Genomic DNA, 21,732 nt, shown 5'->3' on the forward strand with positions numbered 1-21,732 from the left:
CCCCCCAACATCGTCATCGTTTCGCAACGTCGAGGGTAGCGGCAGGAAATATCGCCACGTCACAGGGGTCGGTCAGATGTCGTCGCCACCGTCGTCGCTGCTGCGGGGCAACGGGCTCTGGCTGCCGGAACCGCCCTCCGACGGCGTCGGCGAGGGTTCCTGTGGTTCCGGCGACGTCGGGACGGGCGGCGGCGTCGGGACGAAGTTCGTCGCGGGAAGCGGCCGCGACGGCTCATGTTCCTCGTCGCCGCGGAAGACCAGCAGCCACAACATGACCATCATCAGCAGCGTCAGCGTCGCCAGCAACGCCGAGGCCAGCACCACCTGACGCCGCGTGCCGACAGGCGGCGGAGGCGGGGGCGGCGGCCCCGGGAAGGCGGGGGTGCGGTCGCCCAGCCAGTGCGGCACGAACTCGGGCCCCTGCCGCCTGCCGATCAGCGTCCCCGACACCATGACCGGGTCGAGGAACCGCTCGGCCCCCGGTCCGCCCGGCACGTACGGCACGGCCACCCATGGAGCCCGCCCGTCGTGCATGGCGACGATGGGCGGCGTGTCGGCCGGGGCCCTCCCACGGACCCGGTGCAGGAGCGTGGCGCCCCAGCCGAGCACGCCCGCGCGGGGCTGCTCGGCGTCTCTGATGGCGGTCACGAACCTGTCCCGTGCGGCGGCGTCGAGAGCCGCGCCGCTGGTGAGCACGGCGACGGACACCGCGCGGCCGTCCGGGGCCTGTCCCAGGTAGACGAGCCCGGCAGGCGCCGTGCGCAGTCTCGCCTGCAGCACAAACGGCCCCAGGTGGGGCGGGTCGCCGTACTGCAGCGGAGTGACCATCACCCTCATGAAAACACACGCGCACGACGGGCGCGTCGATCAACGGTCCCGGCGGCGGAGGGGGGCGGCGCGCATCGAGGCGATGCGGCCCCCTGCGCACCAGGCCTCGGTGACACGGGGACGCCTCCGCGCCCAGCCCTGAACGCCGCAGTTTTGCCGACGCGCAAACGGAGCAGAAGACAAAGGTGGCCATCTCCACGAGGCGCCAAGACCGCGGGCACATCACACCGAGATCACACGAAACCGGACGCGACCGGCGCGCGCCTGCCGTCCACCCCAGACCGCAATCCAGGCGATACGGCCATTTGCCTCATCCCAAATGGGAGAGAAATGGATTCTCCTGCCGAGTCACGATTGAATAACGTGCATGAGCGTTGCCGATGAACTCAGTGACCCGGAGCCGGGCAAGGCGATCGCGGCCCGGGCGGACGCCGGGCCGGCCGACGTCGGGCTCCTCCGCGACGCCCTCGACGAGGTACGACGTGTGATCGTCGGCCAGGACCACATGGTGGAGCGGCTGCTGGTGGCCCTGCTCGCGCGAGGACACTGCCTGCTCGAGGGCGTGCCCGGCGTGGCCAAGACCCTCGCGGCTTCCACGCTGGCCACGGTCGTGGGCGGCACGTTCGCCCGGATCCAGTTCACCCCCGACCTCGTGCCGAGCGACATCGTCGGCACCCGCGTCTATCACCCGAGCACCGAGCGGTTCGACGTCGAGCTCGGGCCGGTCTTCGTCAACTTCCTGCTGGCCGACGAGATCAACCGCGCGCCGGCGAAGGTCCAGTCGGCGCTGCTCGAGGTCATGGCCGAACGGCAGGTCACCCTGGCGGGACGCACCCACATCCTGCCGCGGCCGTTCATCGTGCTGGCGACGCAGAACCCCATCGAGTCCGAGGGCGTCTACCCGCTGCCCGAGGTGCAACGGGACCGGTTCCTGTTCAAGGTCAGGGTCTCGCATCCGAGCGCCCACGAGGAGCTGGAGATCCTGCAGCGGATGAGCGTCCACCCTCCGGTGGCCGGGCCCGTGCTCGACCCCGATCGGCTGCTGCGGCTGCAGGAGATGGCCGAGGAGGTGTCGGTGCACCAGCTCGTCGCCGACTACGTCGTCCGCCTGGTCATGGCCACCCGCACGCCCGCCGACTACGGCCTGCGCGAGCTGCAGGAGGTCATCGAGATCGGCGTCAGCCCCCGGGCGACCCTGGGCCTGATCGCGGCCGGGCGTGCTCTGGCCCTCCTCCGGGGACGCGACTACCTGCTGCCCGACGACGTCCGGGACGTCGCCGTCGACGTGATGTCGCACCGGCTGATGCTCACCTTCGACGCGCTGGCCGACGACGTCGACGCAGAGGGCGTGGTGCGCCAGATCCTGATGGCCGTCCCACCGCCTCTCGTCGTGTGGAACAACCAGGGTCCCCGGTGATCGGCCGATGAGCCCGGCCACGCCCGACCAGGCGCTGCGGCGCCTGGAGCTCACCGTGGTGCGGCGGCTCGACGGCCTGCTGCACGGCGGCCACCAGGGGCTGATCCCCGGCCCGGGAAGCGAGCTCGGCGACACCCGCGTCTACGTGCCGGGCGAGGACGACGTCCGCCGGATGGACTGGGCCGTCACCGCGCGCACCACCACCCCGCACGTGCGCGACCTCATCGCCGACCGTGAGCTGGAGACATGGGCGCTTGCGGACCTGTCGGCCAGCATGGACTTCGGCACGGCCGACGTCGCCAAGCGCGACCTGGTCATCTCCGCCGTCGGCGCCATCGGGTTCCTGGCCAGCCGCGTCGGCGACCGGTTCGGCGCCTACATCCTGCACGGCGACGACGTTCACCGTTACCCGGCGCGGCCGGGCCGCCCGCCGCTGTACGCGCTGCTGCACTCCCTGCTGAGCGCCCCGCCGTCCGGCGGCTCGGTGGAGCTCGGCCCCGCGATCGAGATGATGGCCGCCGCGCACCGCAAGCGCGGCCTGCGCGTGATCGTCTCGGACTTCCTCGACGACCCGGACGGCTGGGAGCCCGCCCTGCGCAGGCTCGCCTCCCGCCACCAGGTGCTCGCCGTCGAGGTCATCGACCCGCGCGAGCTCGAGCTGCCCGACGTCGGCCTGGTCACCCTCGCCGACCCGGAGACCGGGCGCAGCCGCGACATCTACCTGTCGCGGGACATCCGGGAAAGGTACGCCGAGGCGGCGGCCGCGCAACGCGAGTCCAACCGGCTGGCCCTGCGCCGCAGCGGCGCCTCCCACCTCGTCCTGCGGACCGACCGGGACTGGGTCTTCGACATCGCGCAGTTCGTCCTGCGGCAGAGGCGGACCGCCTACCTGATGCGCCGGACGGCCTCCACCCGAGGGGCGGCAACGTGATCTTCCTTGCTCCGGGCTGGCTCTGGCTGTTCACGTTGGTGGCCGCGCTCGCCATCGGCTACGTGCTGGTCCAGCTGACCCGCCGCCGCTACGCCGTGCGCTTCACCAACCTGGCGCTGCTCTCCCTGGTCGCCCCCGAACGCCCGGCGTGGCGCCGGCACGTGCCCGCCGCGCTGTTCCTGCTGATGCTGATCCTGCTGGTCCTGGGGTCGGCACGGCCCGCGGACGCCGTACGGGTGCCCCGCGACCGCGCGACCATCATCATCGCGGTTGACATCTCCTTGTCGATGGAATCAGCGGACGTCCCGCCCACCCGCCTGATCGCCGCCAAGCAGGCCGCCCAGCAGTTCGTCGACGACCTGCCCGAGAGGTTCAACGTCGGCGTGGTGGCCTTCGCCAGGTCGGCGGCCGTGGTGATCTCCCCCACGACCGACCACGTGGCGGTCACCACCGCGATCTCCAACCTGACCACGCGGCCGGGCACCGCGATCGGCGAGGCCGTCTTCAACTCCCTCGACTCGATCAGGTCCTTCGACCAGCGCGCGGTCACCGACCCGCCCCCGTCAGCGATCGTGCTGCTCTCCGACGGCGACAACACCTCCGGGAGGTCGGTCAACGAGGCCATCGAGGCGTCCGTCGGCGCCAAGGTGCCGGTCTCGACCATCGCGTACGGCACGCCGGAAGGCACGGTGAACATCGACAACCGGCCGGTCCAGGTGCCGGTCAACAAGACCACGCTGAAGTCCTTGTCGGACGGCACGGGCGGCCGTGCGTACGCCGCGGAGTCGGGCAGCGAGTTGCGCGAGGTGTACTCGCAGATCGGCACGTCCCTCGGTTACCGCGTCGTCCACGAGGAGATCACGCAGCGGTTCCTCATCGGGGCGATCATCGCCGGGATCCTGGTCGCCGCGTCGGCGATGCTCCTGGGGTCGCGCATCCCCTGAACATCCCCAGCATTGTCCACAGACTGTCCACAGGCCTGTGGACAGCGGCGTCCGGCGATCACCGCTGTCAGGCGTTGGTACGTTTGTGCACGTGGCACATTACTTCGAGGAAAGCCCCCAGGCGGCCAGCCGTCCCGGCGTGGTCAACCTGGTCCTCCCGGATCTGCATCTGCGGCTGGAGACCGATCGGGGCGTGTTCTCCCCCGACCGGATCGACTCCGGCACGCGGGTGCTGCTGGAGACCGTGCCTCCGCCGCCCGCGGGCGGCGACCTGCTCGACCTCGGCTGCGGTTACGGCCCCATCGCGCTGACCATGGCCTCGAGGGCGCCCGGCGCGACGGTCTGGGCCGTCGACGTCAACCGCCGTTCCGTGGAGTTGTGCGAGCGGAACGCAAAAGGCGCCGGCCTTGACAAAGTAAGGCCGGTTCTCCCCGACGAGGTGCCGGACGACGTGCGGTTCCAGGCCATCTGGTCCAACCCCGCGATCCGCATCGGCAAGGCCGCACTCCACGAGATGCTCACCCGGTGGCTCGGCCGCCTCGCGCCCGGCGGTTCTGCGTACCTGGTCGTCCAGAAGCACCTCGGCTCCGACTCCCTGCAGCGCTGGCTCAACGACCAGGGTCTGCCCACCTCCCGGCTCGCCTCCCGCGCCGCCTACCGAATCCTGAAAGTGGACGCCCGATGACCACGCCCAACCCGCGCAGGCAACTGCGGCCGACCGACGTGAAACGGCTGAACCGGAACTGGCGCCGCGCCACCACCGGCCGCATGGCGCTGATCCTTGAGTCGGTGACCAGCCCGTTCAACGTCGGCTCGATCTTCCGCAGCGCCGCGGCGTTCGGCGTGGACACGGTCTGGCTGGCAGGGAACGCCACCCCGCCGAGCAACCCCAAGGTGCAGAAGACCGCGCTCGGCACCGACCGCCTGGTCGAGTGGCACGAACCCGTCCCCGTCTCCGACGCCGTCAAGGCCGCGAAGGAGGAGGGCTTCACGGTCGTCGCCGTCGAACTCACCGGCGACGCCGTCCCCCTGCACGCCGCCGACCTCACCGGCGACGTGTGCCTGCTGGTCGGCAGCGAGGACCACGGCTGCTCCCCCGCCTCGCTGGAGGCGGCCGACGCCGTCGTCTACATCCCCCAGGTGGGCAGGGTCGGCTCGTTCAACGTGTCGGTCGCCGCCGCGATCGTGATCGCCGAGTCCCGGCGTCAGGAATGGGCGTCGAAGGGGGACTCGTGACGCAAATGTTCACTTCTGCTCAATGACGGTCCGGCTCCGTAACCGGCATACTCCTGCTCGTGCAGCGCCGCTATCCGTTCCTCGACCATCCCGGGCCGCTCGCCTTCGCGCATCGCGGCGGAGCGGCGGAGGGCCGTGAGAACACCATGGCCGCCTTCTCCCGGGCGGTCGACCTCGGCTACACCTACCTGGAAACCGACGCGCACGCGACGTCCGACGGGGTGCTGCTGGCGTTCCACGACCACACCCTCGACCGGGTCACCGACCGCACGGGACGGATCTCCGCGCTTCCCTATCGGGAGGTCGGCAAGGCGCGCATCGGCGGCAAGGACGAGATCCCGCTCATCGAGGACCTGCTCGGCACCTGGCCCGACGTACGGCTCAACATCGACGTCAAGGAGAGCCCGGCCATCGTGCCGCTGGCCCGCGCGATCCGCCGCACCAACGCCTACGACCGCGTCTGCCTGACCTCCTTCTCCGACCTGCGGCTCGAACAGGCACGCAAGGCGATCGGCCGCGACGTGTGCTCGGCCCTCGGCCCGCGCGGCATCGCCGCCCTGCGCGCCGCCGCGCTCGCGGGCGGCTACGGCCGGCTGCTCAACGGGCTCGCCCGCGCCGGCGTCCCCTGCGCCCAGGTCCCCATCGGGTTCCGCGGCCTGCGCGTCACCACCCGCGCCTTCGTCCGCACGGCGCATGCCATCGGCATGCAGGTGCACGTCTGGACGATCGACAACCCCGTCACGATGGAGGTCCTGCTCGACCTCGGCGTCGACGGCATCATGACCGACAACATCACCGGCCTGCGCGACGTGCTCGACAGGCGTGGCCAGTGGCATCCCGGCACGGCGAGCAGCTAGGCGAGGAGACACAGAAACATGACCTCCCCCCCGGTCACCAAGGAAGAGGCCCCCCGGGCGCAGGGCCGCGAACGGCGCGGCTGGTATTGGTACGACTGGGCGAACTCCGCCTTCTACACGACGATCATCTCGGTGTTCCTCGGGCCCTACCTCATCCCGATCGCCAAGACCGCCGCCTGCGAGCAGGACTTCGCGTCCACCCCGCTCGAGGTGTGCACCAGGGACTTCGACAAGCTGACCACCGCTCAACTCGGCTACGTCGACGTGCTCGGCTTCGACATCCGGCCCGCGGCCTACTTCGGGCTGATCCTCACGGTCTCGACGCTGCTGCAGATCGTCCTGCTGCCCATCGCCGGCGCGCTGGCCGACCACACGGGACGCAAGAGGGAACTGCTGGGCGCCTTCGCCTACGTCGGCGCACTGGCGACCATGGGACTGTTCTTCCTCGAGGGCGACCGCTACCTGTTCGGCGGCGCCCTGTTCATCCTGGCGAACGTCGCCTATGGAGCGTCGGTCGTCGTCTACGACTCCTTCCTGCCGCAGATCTCGGCTCCCGCCGAGCGCGACAAGGTCTCCTCACGCGGCTGGGCCTTCGGCTACCTCGGCGGATTCCTCCTGCTCGCCCTCAACCTCGTCCTCTACGTCGGCCACGAGAACTTCGGGGTCGCCGAGGGCATGGCCGTGCGCATCTGCATGATGTCGGCGGGCCTCTGGTGGGCGATCTTCACGATCATCCCGCTCCTCAGGCTGCGCAACCGGCCCGTCCCCGCCCATGAGAGCACCGCGCTGCGCTCCGTCGGCGGCAGCTTCCGCCAGCTGGGCCGGACGATCTCCGAACTGCGCCGCTACCCCGGCACGCTGCTGTTCCTGGTCGCCTACCTGATCTACAACGACGGCGTGCAGACGGTGATCGGCAACTCGGCCGCCTACGCCTCCGAGGCGCTCAAGCTCGACACCACCGTCCAGATCACCGCGATCCTGATGGTCCAGTTCGTCGCGTTCGGCGGCGCGCTGCTGCTCGGCAGGCTCGCCCGCCGGTACGGCACCAAGCGGACCGTGCTCGCCAGCCTCGTCGTGTGGATCGTGATCGTCGTGGTGGCCGTCTTCCTCGCGGAGGGCGCCCAGGTGCAGTTCTACGCCCTCGGGTTCGCCATCGCCATCGTCCTCGGCGGCACCCAGGCGCTGTCCCGGTCGCTCTACTCCCACGTCATCCCGCGTGGCAAGGAGGCGGAGTTCTTCAGCCTGCTGCAGATCAGCGACAAGGGATCGGCGTTCATCGGCTCGCTCACCATCACCCTCGCGGTGCAGTTCACCAACAGCTACCGGATCGCGATCGTCTCGCTCGTGGTGTTCTTCGTGGTCGGCTTCATCATGTTGCTATCCGTCAACCTGCCCAAGGCCATCCGCGCGGCCGGGAATGAGGTTCCAGAGCATCTCTGAGGCACGCGAGCCGTAAAAAGCGCGATTGGATCAGGTCTCTGGTGGGAATCCACACACGGTATCAGGCGTTGTACGCGGTGGAGACAAACCCCTCTCATGCGCGGGGACCTCAGGAGGCTTAGAACATGGGCGAGCGTGCACTTCGCGGTACCCGGCTCGGGGCGACCAGCTACGAGAACGACCGCAACACCGATCTGGCTCCGCGCCAGGAGGTGTCCTACACCTGCCCCAAGGGCCATCTCACCACCGTGCCCCTCGCCGCTGAGGCGGAGATCCCGACGAACTGGGAGTGCCGCAGCTGCGGCGCCCCCGCACTGCGGGTGGACGCCGAAGAGCCCCAGCAGAAGAAGTCCAAGGCGCCGCGTACGCACTGGGACATGCTTCTGGAGCGCCGCTCCATCGAGGACCTCGAAGAGGTGCTCAACGAGCGGCTCGCGATTCTCAGGGCGCAGCGACGCAAGAGCGCGTAGACGGCAGGTGTGAAAACGCCCCCGTCGGCCGGCAGGCCGACGGGGGCGTTCGCATGTTCAGGGGCCGACGCGTTTGTTCCAGGGGTTCCAGGGGATTCAGGGGTTCCCGGGGCTCCAGGGGCCAGATGGGACCGCCCATGGCCACTCCGGCCCCCTCAGAGACTTTCAGGCGTCCTCGGGACAAGACCAGATGACCCCGACCCGCACCCCGAGAGGCTTAGGCCGTCCCGACAGGATCATGCGCCGGGAAGGCTCCGCGGGTCCCGAAAGCGGTCAGGCGTCCCGCCGCCGGGAATCGTCGACGACCTCGCCCTCGATTACTTCGCCGTCGATCACGTGCCCGCGCGCTCCCCCGTCCGGCCGCTGGAACCCGCCTCCGGGTGTGAACATCGGACCGTACGGCGAGCGGGCCGTCAGCACCTGGACACGGCGCCGCAGGAACCACGCCAGCCCACGCCGGGCGATGGGCCGCGTGAAGGGCAGGATCAGGATGAACCCCAGGATGTCGGTCAGGAATCCGGGGGTCAGCAGCAGCGCCCCTCCCGCGACGATCATCCCGCCGTCGGCCAGCTCACGATCCGGCATCCGGCCCGACTGGACGGCACTCTGCAGGGCCGCCCACGCGCGCCGGCCCTCCCGGCGGACCAGCCAGGCCCCCAGGATGCTGTCCGCGATGAGCAGGGCGACCGTCTGCCAGCCGCCGATCACGGTGCCGATCCTGATCAGCAGCCAGATCTCCAGAACCGGGACGACCAGGAAGGCCAGAAAGAGTCCGATACGCAACATCAACGTGCCTCACTCGCCGCGACAGACGTACAAACCGGTCAACGCTTCCGTGGCGCTCCTGGTTCCTCGCAGGCCCGCACCGGGTCGTGGCCGCCCGCGGCGGGGCTATCGCCGCCTGCGGCGAAGCCGCTCGGGCAGCCCGTCAACGCCCCAGATGGCCACCCGCCAGAAGGCCTCCAGGATGATGGCGCGGCTCATCTTGCTCGTGCCGATGGTCCGCTCCACGAACGTGATCGGCACCTCGGCCACCCGCAGGCCGTGCCGTACGGTCCGCAGCGTGAGGTCGACCTGGAAGCAGTACCCCTGGGACTCGACGTCGTCGATGCCGATCTTCTCCAGCGTGGCGGCCCGGTAGGCGCGGAACCCCGCCGTCGCGTCGCGCACCGGGATGCCCAGCATCCGCCGCACGTAGATGTTGGCGCCGCGCGAGAGGATTTGGCGGGAGGCCGGCCAGTTGAGCACCTGGCCGCCCCGCACCCAGCGCGAGCCGATCGCCAGGTCGGCCCCGCGTGCCACCCGGTTCAGCAGCTTGTGCAGCTCCTCCGGCTGGTGGGAACCGTCGGCGTCCATCTCGACGAGCACGTCGTAGCCCTCGGCGAGGCCCCAGCGGAATCCGGCGATGTAGGCGGAGCCCAGACCCTGCTTGCCGGGACGGTGGAGCACGTGGATGTGATCATCCTGCTCCGCGAGCCTGTCGGCGATCTCGCCGGTGCCGTCGGGGCTGTTGTCGTCGGCGACGAGCAGGTGCACGTCCGGCAGCGCCTCGCGCAACCTCGCGGCGATCAACGGCAGGTTCTCACGTTCGTTGTACGTGGGAACGATCACGAGAACCCGCCCGGGGGTCCGCTCCATCAGCTCTTCCTCCGTGCCGCATAGGACGCCGCCGCCACGGCTCCGGCCCCCATCAGTATCAAAATCCACTCCGGCAGCGCACCTACCTCGGTGGCCAGCGTGTTCTCCGTCCGCACCGGGACCTTCACCACGTTCATGGCCGGGACGAGTTCGGCGGTCTGCCACTCCACCTTGCCACCCGGAGAGACGTATGCCGAAATTCCGGTCGTCGCGGCCGTCACGACGGCCCGGTTGTGCTCCACCGCCCGCAACTGCGACATCGCGAGCTGCTGCGCGGGGAGATTCGTCAGCGCGTACGTGGCGTTGTTGGTCTGGACGACCAGCGGGCTTCCCCCGGCCTCGACGGTGGTGCGCACGTCGTCGTCGAAGGCCACCTCGTAACACTCCACGGCGCCGACGGTGACGGGGCCCATCTTCAGCGCCCCGGGGACGTCGCCCGCGATCGACTGGCGCCCGACCAGGTTCGCCCGTTTCGACAGGGCCAGCACGATGCTCTTGAACGGCGTGTACTCCCCGAACGGCACGAGCTTGCGCTTGTCGTAGTAGGCGCCGGGGCCGGTGACCGGGTCCCAGACGAGCCCTCGGGTGGCCCGGTTGGCGTCCCCGACGTTCACGACTGCTCCGACGAGAATCGGCACGCCGATGTCCTTGGCGGCGGCGTCGATGATCCCGCTCGCGAACGCGCTGCGGTACGGGTCGATGTCGGTCGAGTTCTCCGGCCAGACCACGATGTCCGGCTTGGCCAGCCTGCCCGCCCGGACGGCCTCGGCCATCTTGTGGGTCTCGTCTGCGTGGTTGCGGAGCACGATCGAGGGCTCGTCGCCGAGGAAGTCCATCCCCCGGCCGGGCACGTTGCCCTGGACGATGCCGACGGTCACCGTCTTGCCCCCGTCGCCCGGCAGCGGCACCGCGAACCCCAGCACGGGTACGGCCACGGCGGCCAGGAGCGTCCCCGCGACCAGACGGTCGCGCCGGAACCCGCGCCCGATCCGGACGACCAGGTAGCAGAGCAGGGCGCCGGACAGGGCGACCGCGAAGCTCACCAGCGGCGCGCCGCCGAGGGCGGCGTACGGCGTGAAGGGCGACTCGCCCTGGCTGAACGCCAGCCTCGCCCAGGGGAAGCCTCCCACCGGGAACCGCCCGCGCGCCCACTCCTGCGCGACCCACAGGCAGGCCACCCACAGCGGCCACAGCCGCAGGCGCATGACGAGCACGGCCAGGCACGCCAGGGCGGCCCAGTAGAGGCTCTCGATCCCGGCGAGGGCGGCCCAGGCGTCGTAGCCGATGGGGCGCACCCAGGCCAGGGTGGGCAGCAGGAACGCGAGGCCCCCCGCGTATCCCAGCCAGGCGGCCCGGCGAAGGCGCACGCCGTACAGGGCGAGGGCGAGCAGCGCGACACCCGGCGGTGCGAGGAACCACAGCCCGATCGGGGGAAACGCCAAAAACAGCACCAGGCCGCCCGCGACCGATGCGCCGAGACGGAACAGCACATGCCCCACCGGCGGCGCCGTACGCCTCTCAGGTGTGGGGGGTGGTGCCTCGTCCTTGACTTCCAATGCCACGGGGCGGTGTCTCCTCGTGCGTGAGTGTGCCCTCCCGGCGCCGGTCCACGCGACGCGAAGTCCCGGACCGGCCAGTGCGGACAGCTTCCCAGATCCCGGTGAACAGCGCCAATCCAAGAGGCCGATTTCGGGCCGCGGACGGTGGGAGAAAGAGGCGGGCGCCCGGCGCCGACGGGGCGCCGACGGGCGGGCCCGGCGGCTCGCGGGGGCCGGTGCCGGCGGTCACACAGGCGGTGGCGGCGGTCACTCGGAGCGATCTCGGCCGGTGTGATCCTTGAGTCCCTCGCGGTGGACCCAAGGATCACCTGGCGTGTCTCCACGCACGGTTTCGCCGCGCACGGCGGAAGGGGGCCCGGACGGCCCTTCGGACCGGTTCCCGTCCCGTCGGCGGCGGGCGCGGAGTTCCGTTGTCTACTGGGTGTCCGGACCCCTCCCCGGGTCCAACCCCCCGGCCGGTTGGGGTGCCCCGACTCGACGGAACGCCGACCTGCGCCTGGCTGTGCAGACGGAGTCACGCTCCGTCACGGACGCAGAATCCGGTGATGTCTTGAGACGGCCAACCAGTCAGTCCCGTGCTGGACTGCGCAGCAAACTACCGACCTCAGCGCAGATGTCAACCGTGTCCCGATCAGCGAAAATACCAAGTTTTCGCAGCTAGGACAGGCTGCGTGAGCAGTGTCGATCCGGGGTCTTCCAGTGATGTCCCCCACATCGTGCCACCTCGCGTTATTCCCCCATCACCGGACCCGCTGATCAAGGGGCGTCAAAACGGCTGGCAGTCCGCCGGTGTAGATCACGCCAAGCCGTCGCGTGGCCCGGGTCAGCGCCACATAAAGATCGCTTGGGCCGCGCGGGGACTCGCGGAGAATCCGTTCCGGCTCGACGACGATCACGGCGTCGAACTCCAGGCCCTTGGCGTCCGCCACCGACATGACCGAGACCGGTGCGTCCAGGGTCGCCGGTCCCGCGCCGGTCACCGCGCCGGTCACCTCTGCCGCGACCGCCGCGCCGAGCCGGTCCTCGTCCGAGGAGGGTACGATCACGACGAGCCTGCCGCCTTCAACAACCTCGTCCCGGACGGCGTGCCCCAACTCCGCGGCGAGGTCGTCCACCCGCATCGCCCACGGGCGCTCGCCGGTCTCCCGTACCGATTCCGGCGCCTTGAGATCGGGCCCCACCAGCTCGAGCACCCGCCCGGCGACCTCCATCAGCTCGGCGGGCGTGCGGTAGTTGACGCTGAGCGCCGCCTCCCGCCAGCGGCCCTGGAGATACGGCTCGAGCACGCGGCCCCAGCTGGCCGCGCCCGCCGCCGAGCCGGTCTGGGCGATGTCCCCGACGATGGTCATCGACCTGCTCGGGCAGCGCCGCATCACGGTCCGCCACGCCATCTCGGACAGCTCCTGCGCCTCGTCGACGATCACATGGCCGAAGGCCCAGGTGCGGTCCGCCGCGGCGCGCTCCGCCGTCGTCAGGTAGATTTCATCGGCCTGCTGGCGTTCGGCGAACCGCTCGGCGTCCATGATGTCCGCCATGCCGGTCAGCTCCAGGACCTCCCTGGCGTAGGCGATGCGCTCCTCACGCTCCTGCTCGGCGCGGCGGGCGGCCCTGAGCACTCCCTCGTCGATCTCGCCGAGGAGCTCGGCGGCCTCGTCGAGGAGCGGCACGTCGGCCGCGCTCCACCAGTTCTCGCCCGCCCGCGGCGGCTCCCGCAGCAGCAGTCTCTGCTCCTCGGGCGACAGGCCGGCCTCCGCCATCCGCTCCTTGGAGGTGTACAGGCCGATCAGCAGCTGCTGCGGCGTCAGGTACGGCCACAGCCGGTTCAGCGCGGCCCGGACCGGCTCCTCGGTCCGCAGGTCCTCCCGCAGCTCGGCGAAGTCGGCGTCGTCGAGCATGCTCCGGCCGAGATGCCGGGCGGCCTGCCGGGTCAGGATGTTCAGCAGGTGCCGTACGAACACGGCGCGCGCCTGGTTGTGCGCCTTGCGCGAGCGGACCGCGCGCGAACGGGCCGCGTCGAAGGTCTGCCTGTCGAGCTTCAGGGTGAACTTGTCGAGCCGGATCTCCAGCGTCTTCCTCGGTACCCGCTGCCGTTCCCGTACGGCTCTCGCGATCACCTCGGTCATCCGGATCGACCCCTTGACGACCGCCGCCTCGGGCTGGTCCTGCCGGGTGCCCTTCACCCCGGGGTAGAGCTCGCCCACGGTGGACAGCAGCACGTCGGTCTCGCCGAGCGAGGGGAGCACCTGCTCGATGTAGCGCATGAAGGTCGGGTTCGGCCCGATGATCAGGACTCCCCTGCGCTCCAGGCGCTCCCGGTAGGTGTAGAGGAGGTAGGCCGCCCGGTGCAGGGCCACGACCGTCTTGCCGGTGCCGGGTCCGCCCTGGACGACGAGCACGCCGTTCAGCTCGCTTCGGATGATCTTGTCCTGCTCGGACTGGATCGTCGCCACGATGTCGCGCATCCGGCCGGTGCGCTTCTCGCCGAGCGCGGCGAGCAGGGCCGCCTCGCCGTTCAGTGAGGCCCGGTCGGCGTCGCTCAGGGCGTCGAGGTCGAGGAGGTCGTCGTCCACGCCGGTGACCGTGCGGCCCCTGGTGTGGAGGTGGCGGCGCCGGGTGACGCCCATGGGGGCGGCCGGAGTGGCGCGGTAGAAGGGCTGGGCGACGGGCGCCCGCCAGTCGATGAGCAGGCGCTGCTGGTCGTCGTCGGAGAGCCCGAGCCGGCCGATGTAGAGGCGGGTCTCGTCGGCGTGGTCGAGGCGGCCGAAGCACAGGCTGTTCTCCACCGCCCAGAGCCGGGCGAGCCGCTGCGCGTACATTCCGGCGAACGAGTCGCGCTCGGACCGGTTCTGATGGGTGCCCGTGGCCCCTTGGGCCAGCACGTCGTCGAGCTGTCCGCGCGTGCGCACCCGCAACACGTCGAGGCGCTCATAGAGCGCGGCGACGTACTTCTGCTCCCGGGCCAGCTCGCCCGCCGTTGACTCAGACATAGGCCGCCAGATTCTACGTCGCCTCTCCCCACCCGTCAGCCAAGGGGGTGATCATGCACAGGTTCGGGAGGAGGGACGTGACCTGCGACTTCCCCCGCCGTGATCATGCTCAGATTCGTGATCAACGCCTCCGACCTGCTGCGATTCTATGCGTGATCCGGCACGCCGCGACGCTCTGCATGATCACGTACGGCGAAGCCGCAGGCCGGGACGTGCGACCGCGAAAGTGTGCATGATCACGAACCGCGAAGCGGCCGGTCGGCGGCGCTTTCCCCGAGCCTGTGCATGATCACGGCGAGGGGAGGGGCTGGTCGCGGGGTGCGTCCCCGAACCCATGCATGATCACCCCCTTGGCGGGCGGGCAACGGAAAAGGGGTGAATACGGTCACGAGTCGATTTCGAGGACTTACGGGGTCTTGACGTGCGTGAACACGATTACTTACCGTCCTTCCCCAAGTTAGGAAACTTTCCTAACTCGCCGCGGAAGGACGTGCCGTTGAGCCAGCCCACACCTGGGACGCCGAGCCTTCTGCGCGCCATCAACGACCGGGCCGCGCTGATGGTCCTCCTGGAGCGCGGGCCCCTCACCCGACCCGAACTCGGCGCGCTGACCGGCCTGTCCAAGCCGACCGCCTCCCAGTTGCTGGCCCGCCTCCAGGAGGCGGGCCTCGTCGTCCTCGACGGCATCCGCGAAGGGCTTCCCGGCCGCACCGCCGAGCTGTACCGGATCAACCCCGGCGCGGCGCACGTGGCCGCCCTGGACGTCACCCCCGGCCGGATCGACGTGGTCCTGGCCGACATCACCGGCACGGTCGTCGCAGAGCACCGGCTGGCGACCCCCGGGCGCACCGCGGGAGACGTCGTCGAGCGGGTCCGCGCCTCGCTCGCGGGGGCCTGCGCGGACGCCGGGCTGGACATCGCGGGCCTCACCCGGGTGGTGATCGGCATCGGGGGCGCGATCGACCCCTCGACCGGGCGGCTGGGCTACGCCGCCCACATCCCCGGCTGGCACATCCCCGACCTCGTGGGCACCCTGCGCGACGGCATCGGCGTGCCGGTCGACATCGAGAACGACGTGAACCTGGTGGCGCAGGCCGAGCAGGTGCGCGGAGCCGCCCAGGGCCACCAGGACTACGTGCTGCTGTGGGCCGACGAGGGCCTCGGCTCCGCCCTGGTGCTCGGCGGCAGGCTGCACAGGGGCGCGACGGGCGGCGCCGGCGAGGTCGGATACATGCCGGTCCTCGGCGCGCCGACCGCACGGGACGTCGGCAAGCGGGCCGACCACGGCTTCCAGGCCCTTTCCGGCGGCCCAGCCGTACTCAGGACCCTGCGGGCGCACGGCCTGCGCGGGGCGACGCCCGCCGCGGCCGTGGGCAACGCGGTGACGGCGGTCGAGGGCGGCGGCGCGCAGGCGGAGAAGGCGCGCGAGGCGCTGCGCGAGCTCGCCGGCCGCCTCGCGGTGGGCCTGGCCGCGATCACGGCCGTCGTCGACCCCGAGATCGTCGTCCTGTCGGGCGGCGTGCTGCTGTCCGGCGGCGAGGTCCTGCGGGAGCTCATCGAGCAGGAGCTGCACGCCCTCACCATCCCCCGGCCGCCTCTGCGGCTGTCCACCGTGGAGGGCAACCCCGTCCTCGCCGGTGCCCTCGACCTCGCCCTCGGCATCGCCAGAGACGAGACCTTCGGGGCGGTCCACCGTCCCGAGACAACTTCCCGGCGCGAACCGCATGACCGGACCCGCGGCGAGCCCGACCGCAGGAACCCATCCATCCCCTCCTGACATCCACCACGCACCTGGGAGGCATCCCCGTGAAACGACTGCTGGTCCTGTCGGCCGCGGCCGGCCTGTTCCTGATGACCGCCTGTACGGCCGGCACGGAGACGAGCGCGCCGAAGATAAACGCGAGCGCCACCAGCCACGAGCCGGTCACCATCCAGTTCTGGCACGGCTTCAGCGCCGACAACGAGCTCAAGGCCTTCCAGGACACTCTCGAAGGCTTCAAGAAGCAGTACCCCTGGATCACCGTCAACGCCACCAAGGCGGTCCAGGACGACCAGATCATCCAGTCGGTCCGCGGCGGCAACCCGCCCGACGTGGCCCTGTCGTTCACGACCGACAGCGTGGCCCAGTTCTGCAAGGCCAACATCTTCCAGGACCTGAATCCGTACCTGAGCGCCAGCAAGATCGACGCGGGCACGTTGTTCCCGAAGGTCATCGACGAGTACACGCAGTACGCCGGCAAGCGGTGCGTGATGCCGATGCTGGCCGACACCTACGGGCTCTACTACAACAAGAAGCTGATGCAGGGGAACGAGCCGCCCAAGACCCTGAGCGAGCTCGCCGACCTGGCCAAGAAGCTCACGGTCAAGGACTCCAAGGGCGACATCAAGGTCGCCGGCTTCGTCCCCACCAGCCAGATGTACGAGAACGCGCCCATCCACACCGGCGTGATGGTCGGCGCGAAGTGGACCAACCCGGACGGCACCTCGGCGATCGGCGCGGACCCCCAGTGGAAGACGCTGATGACCTGGCAGAAGGACCTCACCGACTGGTACGGCTACGACAAGATCGAGAAGTTCCGCAAGAGCTTCGGCGACGAGTGGTCGGCGGACAACCCGTTCAACAAGGGCCAGGTCGCGATGGCCGTCGACGGTGAGTGGCGCAACGCCATGATCGCCTCTGACGCCCCGGACCTCGACTACGGCACCGCACCCATGCCGGTCGCCGACGACCAGGCGCAGCGCTACGGCGCGGGCTTCATCGCCGGCACGGTCATCGGCATCCCGCGCGGCGCCAAGAACCCCGAGGCGGCCTGGGACCTGGTCAAGTACCTGACCACCGACACGAACGCCCTGGTCACGCTGTCCAACGCGATCCGCAACGTGCCGAGCACGCTGCCCGCGCTGCAGTCGCCCGAGCTGAAGAAGGACCCGAACTTCCAGACCTTCCTCGACATCTTCGCCAACCCGAACAGCACCACGCTGCCCGCTCACATCAACTCGGCCTTCAACCAGCAGACGCTGCAGGAGGCCCAGATCAAGTGGGAGTCGGGCCGGGCGCCGGACCTGAACGCGCTCCTCGCCGACGTGGACAAGACGATCAACGAGAAGCTGAAGCTCACGGCGGGCGACTGATCGATGGCGACCGCGACGCTCGGGCGTCGGGGGAAGGCGGCGCCGTTCCGCTCCAGGGAACGGCGCCGCGCCAACCTCCGCGCGCTGCTCTACCTCTCCCCGTGGATCGTGGGCTTCAGCGTGTTCTTCGCCTACCCCCTGATCTCCACGGTGTACTTCTCCTTCCAGCGCTATGACATGTTCACGCTGGAGCCCGTCGGGCTGCTCAACTGGAAGTACTTCCTGCGGGACGACGCCGCCTGGACCTCGATCAAGAACACGCTCTGGCTGGTCGTGGTGATGGTCCCGCTGCGGGTCCTGTTCGGCCTCGGCGTGGCCCAGCTGATCACCAAGCTCAAGGCCGGCGCCGGGGTCTTCCGGACGATCTTCTACCTGCCGTCGCTCGTGCCCGTGGTGGCGGGGACGCTCGGCTTCGTCTATCTGCTCAACCCGGGCACCGGCCCGGTCCAGGCGATCCTGGGCGCGGTCGGCATCCAGTCGCCAGACTGGTTCGGCGACCCCGCGTGGTCGAAGTGGGGCCTCACGCTGCTCGCGCTGTGGTCCGTGGGCGACCTGATGGTCATCTTCATGGCCGCCCTCCTCGACGTGCCGAAACAGCTCTACGAGGCCGCCGCGCTCGACGGGGCGAGCGCGTGGCAGCAGTTCACGCGGATCACCCTGCCGGTCATCCGGCCGGTGTTGATGTTCGCCGCGGTGACCGGGGTCATCCAGACCCTGCAGTACTTCACCCAGGCGATGGTGGCGGCGCGGGTGGCCTCGGGCGCGACCGACTCGGCGGGCTCGGTGTTCACCCCCGGGTACCCCGACGGGTCGACGCTGACCTTCCCCGAGTGGCTGTTCCAGCAGGGTTTCCGTGACTTCGCCATGGGCTACGCCTGCGTCCTCGCGCTGATCCTGTTCGTCGTCTCGATGATCTTCACCCTGATCCTGCTGCGGCAGTTCCGGGGCTTCGCGGAGGAGGAGGCATGACCGCGACCGTCGCGCCCGAGACGATCGTCCGGCGACCCGCGGCGAGCACCCGCTCTCCCCGGGGCCGGGCGCTGCTCTACTGGATCGCCAAGCACGCGATCGCCGTCGCCTTGTCGATCATGTTCCTGGGACCGCTGGTCTTCATCGTCCTGACGGCGTTCATGAGCAACCGCCAGGCGCTCACGTCGCAGTTGTGGCCGGCGACCTGGCACTGGAACAACTTCGCGGACATCTTCGAGAAGGCTCCGCTGCTGACCTGGATCAGCAACACGATCATGTATTCGGTGCTCGCCACCGCGTTCATGCTCGTGTCGTCGATCCCCGTGGCGTACGCGCTGGCGAAGTTCCGCTTCCGCGGCAGGAAACTGGCGTTCCTGCTGGTCATCACAACGATGATGCTGCCTCCGCAGGTCGTCGCCGTGCCCATCTACCTCATCTGGGCGCGCTTCCACCTGACCGGCACGCTGTGGCCGCTGATCATCCCGATGCTCCTCGGGGACGCGTTCTCGATCTTCCTGCTCCGCCAGTTCCTGGTGACGATCCCGCGGGAGTACTCCGACGCGGCCAGGGTCGACGGGTGCGGCGAGTTCCGTACGCTCATCAGGGTGATCCTCCCGATGGCGCGGCCGGCCATCGCCGCGGTGGGCCTGTTCCAGTTCTTCTTCTGCTGGAACGACTACTACGGCCCCCTGCTGTACGCGGGAACCGACCAGAGTCACTGGACCCTGTCCCTGGGGCTGGCGGCCTTCAAATCGCAGCACGCCACCCAGTGGAACCTCACCATGGCCGCGACCATCCTGGCGATGGCCCCCGTGATCGTCGTGTTCTTCTTCGCCCAGAAGGTCTTCATCGAGGGAGTGAAGCTGACGGGCGTCAAATAGGTCCGCGAGCGGGCCCGCGAACAGGTCCGCAGCCACACATCGTCACACGTCTCGAATCCTGGAAGGAGGATGGCGTCCCGGCCGGCTACGAGGCCGGGGCGCCAGACACCATATGAAACTCGCCGTTGTCGGGGGCGGTTCCACCTACACACCGGAACTGATCGACGGTTTCGCCCGCCTGCGCGACGAACTGCCCCTGTCGGAGATCACCCTGGTCGACCCCGATGAGCGCCGCCTGGAGCTCGTCGGCGGGATGGCCAGGCGCATGCTGGCCCGCGCGGGCCACCCGGCCAAGGTGAGCACGACCACCGTGGTCGAGGAGGGCGTCGCGGGCGCGGGAGCCGTCCTGCTCCAGCTGCGCGTCGGCGGCCAGGCCGCCAGGAACGTGGACGAGACGCTCCCGCTCGAGTGCGGCTGCATCGGGCAGGAGACCACGGGCGCGGGCGGGCTGGCCAAGGCCCTGCGTACCGTCCCCATCGTGCTCGACATCGCCGAGAAGGTGCGTCAGCACGCGCCCGGCGCCTGGATCGTGGACTTCACCAACCCCGTCGGCATCGTGACCAAGGCGCTGCTCGACGCCGGTCACCGCGCCATCGGCCTGTGCAACGTGGCGATCGGCTTCCAGCGCCGCTTCGCCGCCGGTCTGGGCGTCACCCCCGACCGGATCTCCCTCGGCCACGTCGGGCTCAACCATCTCACCTGGGAGCGCTCGGTCGAGCTCGACGGCGTCGACGTGCTGCCGAGGATCCTCGACGAACACGGCGAGGAGATCGCCGGCAGCGTCGGCCTGCCGGTCGAGCTGCTCCGCCACCTGGGCGTCATCCCGTCCTACTACCTCAGGTACTTCTACGAGCACGACCTCGTCGTCGAAGAGCAGCGCACCAAGCCGACCAGGGCCGCCGAGGTCGCCGCCATGGAGGCCACCCTCCTGGACATGTACGGCGACCCGACCGTCGACACCAAGCCCGAGCTGCTGGAGAAGCGGGGCGGCGCCTTCTACTCCGAGGCGGCGGTCGCGCTGATCGCCTCCCTGGTCAACGACCGCGGGGACGTCCAGGTGGTGAACACCCGCAACGACGGGACGCTGCCGTTCCTCGACGACGACGCCGTCATCGAGGTGCCCGCCACCATCGGCGCGCACGGAGCCACGCCGCTGCCCGTCGCTCCGGTCGAGCCGCTCTACCGCGGCCTGATCGGCCACGTCTCGGCGTACGAGACGCTGGCCATCGACGCGGCCGTCCGGGGCGGCGAGGAGCTGGTGAAGGACGCCCTGCTGTGCCACCCGCTGATCGGCCAGGCCTCGCTGTCGGGCGACCTCGCGCGGCGCCTGATCGACGCCAACCGCGCGTTCCTGCCCTGGGCGGAGTCCCGGTGACCCCTACCGAGGGCACCGCCGGAGCCTCGGATCAGCGGCTCCGCACGATCCTCGCGGTCGACGGAGGCAACAGCAAGACCGACGTGGCCCTGGTCCGCGAGGACGGCGCCGTGCTCGCGACCGGCCGCGGCGCGGCCTTCATCCCGCAGAGCGCGGGCGTCGCGGCCGCCATCGATGTGGTGGGCGACACCGTACGGCAGGCACTCAGGAACGCCGGGACTCCCGCCGATCCGCCGTACGCCGACCACATCGCGGCCTACGTCGCGGGAGCCGACCTGCCGATCGAGGAGGAGCGGCTCCGCGACGAGCTGCTGGCCCGGGGGTACGGCAGGGACGCGGTCGTCGGCAACGACACCTTCGCCCTGCTGCGAGCCGGAGCCGCCACGGCCTGGGGCGTGGCCGTGGTGTGCGGTGCGGGGATCAACGCCGTGGGCGTGTCCCCCTCCGGCGGCGTCGCCCGGTTCCCCGCGCTCGGCCGCCTCAGCGGCGACTGGGGCGGCGGCTTCGGGCTCGGCGAGGAGGCCCTGTGGCATGCCGTGCGCGCCGAGGACGGCCGTGGACCCGCCACGGTCCTGACCGACGTCGTGCGCAGGTGTTTCGGCACGGCCACGGTCGAGCAGGCCGTCGTGGGGCTGCACTTCGGCGACTTGCCGATCGCACGGCTGCACGCTCTGGTGCCGCCCCTGCTCGCGGCGGCCCGTCACGACGCGGTCGCGCGGTCCCTGGTGGAGCGGCTGGCCGACGAGATCGCCGTGCTCGGGGTGGTCGCGATGCGGCGGCTCGACCTCCTCGGCGGGCCGTGTGAGGTCGTGCTCGGCGGCGGCGTCCTGACGGCGGGCGACGAGCTGCTGATGTCGCTCATCGCGCGGCGCTACGCCGAGCAGGCGCCCCACGCCCGCCTCGTCGTCGCGGACGTGCCGCCCATCGTCGGAGCGGCGTTGCTGGGCCTCGACCGGCTGGGCGCCTCCGCCGAGGCGCGGGAGCGGGTGCGCGAGTACTTCCTCGGCTCGGCGCGGGAGGACGAGGAGATCGGCCCGCCCGTGCCCGCTCAGGCGGGCTGAAGATCCG

At 70.4% G+C, this 21,732-nt stretch carries 19 protein-coding genes; 14 read left to right on the forward strand and 5 right to left on the reverse strand.

Going from position 1 to position 21,732, the window contains the following annotated elements; all coding sequences use genetic code 11:
* Positions 1-72 precede the first annotated feature (72 nt).
* Positions 73-828, reverse strand: coding sequence for a hypothetical protein (locus tag Pka01_RS09715; RefSeq protein WP_239114857.1), 756 nt, complete (start codon positions 826-828; stop codon positions 73-75).
* A gap of 367 nt (positions 829-1,195) precedes the next feature.
* On the opposite strand from Pka01_RS09715, the gene Pka01_RS09720 reads away from it, so the two are divergent.
* From Pka01_RS09720 to Pka01_RS09755, 8 genes are all read left to right on the forward strand, one after another.
* The gene (locus Pka01_RS09720) at positions 1,196-2,245 is read left to right on the forward strand and encodes an AAA family ATPase (RefSeq protein WP_203882298.1); all 1,050 of its coding nucleotides are present in this window, start codon (positions 1,196-1,198) and stop codon (positions 2,243-2,245) included.
* Between the two features lie 7 nt (positions 2,246-2,252).
* On the forward strand, positions 2,253-3,176 hold the full coding sequence (locus Pka01_RS09725) for a DUF58 domain-containing protein (RefSeq protein WP_203882299.1): 924 nt from the start codon (positions 2,253-2,255) through the stop codon (positions 3,174-3,176).
* Positions 3,173-4,120: a VWA domain-containing protein gene (locus Pka01_RS09730; protein ID WP_203882300.1), complete on the forward strand. Its 948-nt coding sequence runs from the start codon at positions 3,173-3,175 to the stop codon at positions 4,118-4,120. The genes Pka01_RS09725 and Pka01_RS09730 overlap by 4 nt, the downstream gene beginning before the upstream one ends.
* Before the next feature lie 91 nt (positions 4,121-4,211).
* Complete coding sequence (locus tag Pka01_RS09735) at positions 4,212-4,805, forward strand: class I SAM-dependent methyltransferase (RefSeq protein WP_203882301.1); 594 nt, start codon at positions 4,212-4,214, stop codon at positions 4,803-4,805.
* On the forward strand, positions 4,802-5,356 hold the full coding sequence (locus Pka01_RS09740) for a TrmH family RNA methyltransferase (protein ID WP_203882302.1): 555 nt from the start codon (positions 4,802-4,804) through the stop codon (positions 5,354-5,356). Before Pka01_RS09735 ends, Pka01_RS09740 begins: the two co-directional genes overlap by 4 nt.
* Before the next feature lie 59 nt (positions 5,357-5,415).
* Positions 5,416-6,213, forward strand: a complete 798-nt coding sequence (locus Pka01_RS09745; protein ID WP_203882303.1) for a glycerophosphodiester phosphodiesterase family protein — start codon at positions 5,416-5,418, stop codon at positions 6,211-6,213.
* A gap of 18 nt (positions 6,214-6,231) precedes the next feature.
* Positions 6,232-7,653: an MFS transporter gene (locus tag Pka01_RS09750; RefSeq protein ID WP_203882304.1), complete on the forward strand. Its 1,422-nt coding sequence runs from the start codon at positions 6,232-6,234 to the stop codon at positions 7,651-7,653.
* A 125-nt stretch (positions 7,654-7,778) separates the two neighbouring features.
* On the forward strand, positions 7,779-8,123 hold the full coding sequence (locus Pka01_RS09755; protein WP_203882305.1) for an RNA polymerase-binding protein RbpA: 345 nt from the start codon (positions 7,779-7,781) through the stop codon (positions 8,121-8,123).
* Between the two features lie 273 nt (positions 8,124-8,396).
* Here Pka01_RS09755 and Pka01_RS09760 read toward each other — a convergent pair whose 3' ends face one another.
* From Pka01_RS09760 to Pka01_RS09775, 4 genes are all read right to left on the reverse strand, one after another.
* On the reverse strand, positions 8,397-8,909 hold the full coding sequence (locus Pka01_RS09760) for an FxsA family protein (protein ID WP_239114858.1): 513 nt from the start codon (positions 8,907-8,909) through the stop codon (positions 8,397-8,399).
* 105 nt (positions 8,910-9,014) lie between these two features.
* Positions 9,015-9,761 carry a polyprenol monophosphomannose synthase gene (locus tag Pka01_RS09765; protein WP_203882306.1) on the reverse strand — a complete coding sequence of 249 codons (747 nt, stop codon included), beginning with the start codon at positions 9,759-9,761 and terminating at the stop codon, positions 9,015-9,017.
* Positions 9,761-11,323: an apolipoprotein N-acyltransferase gene (gene lnt, locus Pka01_RS09770; RefSeq protein WP_203882307.1), complete on the reverse strand. Its 1,563-nt coding sequence runs from the start codon at positions 11,321-11,323 to the stop codon at positions 9,761-9,763. The genes Pka01_RS09765 and lnt overlap by 1 nt, the downstream gene beginning before the upstream one ends.
* A gap of 737 nt (positions 11,324-12,060) precedes the next feature.
* Positions 12,061-14,307 (reverse strand): HelD family protein, encoded by a 2,247-nt coding sequence (locus Pka01_RS09775; protein WP_203882308.1) that lies wholly within the window; start codon positions 14,305-14,307, stop codon positions 12,061-12,063.
* A gap of 496 nt (positions 14,308-14,803) precedes the next feature.
* On the opposite strand from Pka01_RS09775, the gene Pka01_RS09780 reads away from it, so the two are divergent.
* The 6 genes from Pka01_RS09780 to Pka01_RS09805 all read left to right on the forward strand — a co-directional run bounded on the left by Pka01_RS09780 (position 14,804) and on the right by Pka01_RS09805 (position 21,725).
* Positions 14,804-16,084 (forward strand): ROK family transcriptional regulator, encoded by a 1,281-nt coding sequence (locus Pka01_RS09780; protein ID WP_203882309.1) that lies wholly within the window; start codon positions 14,804-14,806, stop codon positions 16,082-16,084.
* 29 nt (positions 16,085-16,113) lie between these two features.
* Positions 16,114-17,439 carry an extracellular solute-binding protein gene (locus tag Pka01_RS09785; protein ID WP_239114859.1) on the forward strand — a complete coding sequence of 442 codons (1,326 nt, stop codon included), beginning with the start codon at positions 16,114-16,116 and terminating at the stop codon, positions 17,437-17,439.
* A gap of 3 nt (positions 17,440-17,442) precedes the next feature.
* Positions 17,443-18,408: a carbohydrate ABC transporter permease gene (locus Pka01_RS09790; protein ID WP_203882310.1), complete on the forward strand. Its 966-nt coding sequence runs from the start codon at positions 17,443-17,445 to the stop codon at positions 18,406-18,408.
* A complete protein-coding gene (locus Pka01_RS09795) occupies positions 18,405-19,289 on the forward strand; it encodes a carbohydrate ABC transporter permease (RefSeq protein WP_203882311.1) in 885 nt (294 codons plus the stop codon). The genes Pka01_RS09790 and Pka01_RS09795 overlap by 4 nt, the downstream gene beginning before the upstream one ends.
* Positions 19,290-19,401: 112 nt before the next feature.
* Complete coding sequence (locus Pka01_RS09800) at positions 19,402-20,664, forward strand: 6-phospho-beta-glucosidase (protein ID WP_203882312.1); 1,263 nt, start codon at positions 19,402-19,404, stop codon at positions 20,662-20,664.
* The gene (locus tag Pka01_RS09805) at positions 20,661-21,725 is read left to right on the forward strand and encodes an N-acetylglucosamine kinase (RefSeq protein WP_203882313.1); all 1,065 of its coding nucleotides are present in this window, start codon (positions 20,661-20,663) and stop codon (positions 21,723-21,725) included. The genes Pka01_RS09800 and Pka01_RS09805 overlap by 4 nt, the downstream gene beginning before the upstream one ends.
* The last annotated feature ends 7 nt before the right edge of the window (positions 21,726-21,732 follow it).

The sequence above is a fragment of the Planotetraspora kaengkrachanensis genome (genome assembly GCF_016862895.1).
Classification (GTDB): Bacteria; Actinomycetota; Actinomycetes; order Streptosporangiales; family Streptosporangiaceae; genus Planotetraspora; species Planotetraspora kaengkrachanensis.

What these genes read in the sequence shown, in the direction of transcription:
- Pka01_RS09715 (WP_239114857.1), bottom strand. Translation starts at nt 828, where the DNA reads ATGGTCACTCCGCTGCAGTACGGCGACCCGCCCCACCTGGGGCCGTTT.
- Pka01_RS09720 (WP_203882298.1), top strand. Translation starts at nt 1,196, where the DNA reads ATGAGCGTTGCCGATGAACTCAGTGACCCGGAGCCGGGCAAGGCGATC.
- Pka01_RS09725 (WP_203882299.1), top strand. Translation starts at nt 2,253, where the DNA reads ATGAGCCCGGCCACGCCCGACCAGGCGCTGCGGCGCCTGGAGCTCACC.
- Pka01_RS09740 (WP_203882302.1), top strand. Translation starts at nt 4,802, where the DNA reads ATGACCACGCCCAACCCGCGCAGGCAACTGCGGCCGACCGACGTGAAA.
- Pka01_RS09750 (WP_203882304.1), top strand. Translation starts at nt 6,232, where the DNA reads ATGACCTCCCCCCCGGTCACCAAGGAAGAGGCCCCCCGGGCGCAGGGC.
- Pka01_RS09755 (WP_203882305.1), top strand. Translation starts at nt 7,779, where the DNA reads ATGGGCGAGCGTGCACTTCGCGGTACCCGGCTCGGGGCGACCAGCTAC.
- Pka01_RS09760 (WP_239114858.1), bottom strand. Translation starts at nt 8,909, where the DNA reads ATGTTGCGTATCGGACTCTTTCTGGCCTTCCTGGTCGTCCCGGTTCTG.
- Pka01_RS09765 (WP_203882306.1), bottom strand. Translation starts at nt 9,761, where the DNA reads ATGGAGCGGACCCCCGGGCGGGTTCTCGTGATCGTTCCCACGTACAAC.
- Pka01_RS09775 (WP_203882308.1), bottom strand. Translation starts at nt 14,307, where the DNA reads ATGTCTGAGTCAACGGCGGGCGAGCTGGCCCGGGAGCAGAAGTACGTC.
- Pka01_RS09790 (WP_203882310.1), top strand. Translation starts at nt 17,443, where the DNA reads ATGGCGACCGCGACGCTCGGGCGTCGGGGGAAGGCGGCGCCGTTCCGC.
- Pka01_RS09795 (WP_203882311.1), top strand. Translation starts at nt 18,405, where the DNA reads ATGACCGCGACCGTCGCGCCCGAGACGATCGTCCGGCGACCCGCGGCG.
- Pka01_RS09800 (WP_203882312.1), top strand. Translation starts at nt 19,402, where the DNA reads ATGAAACTCGCCGTTGTCGGGGGCGGTTCCACCTACACACCGGAACTG.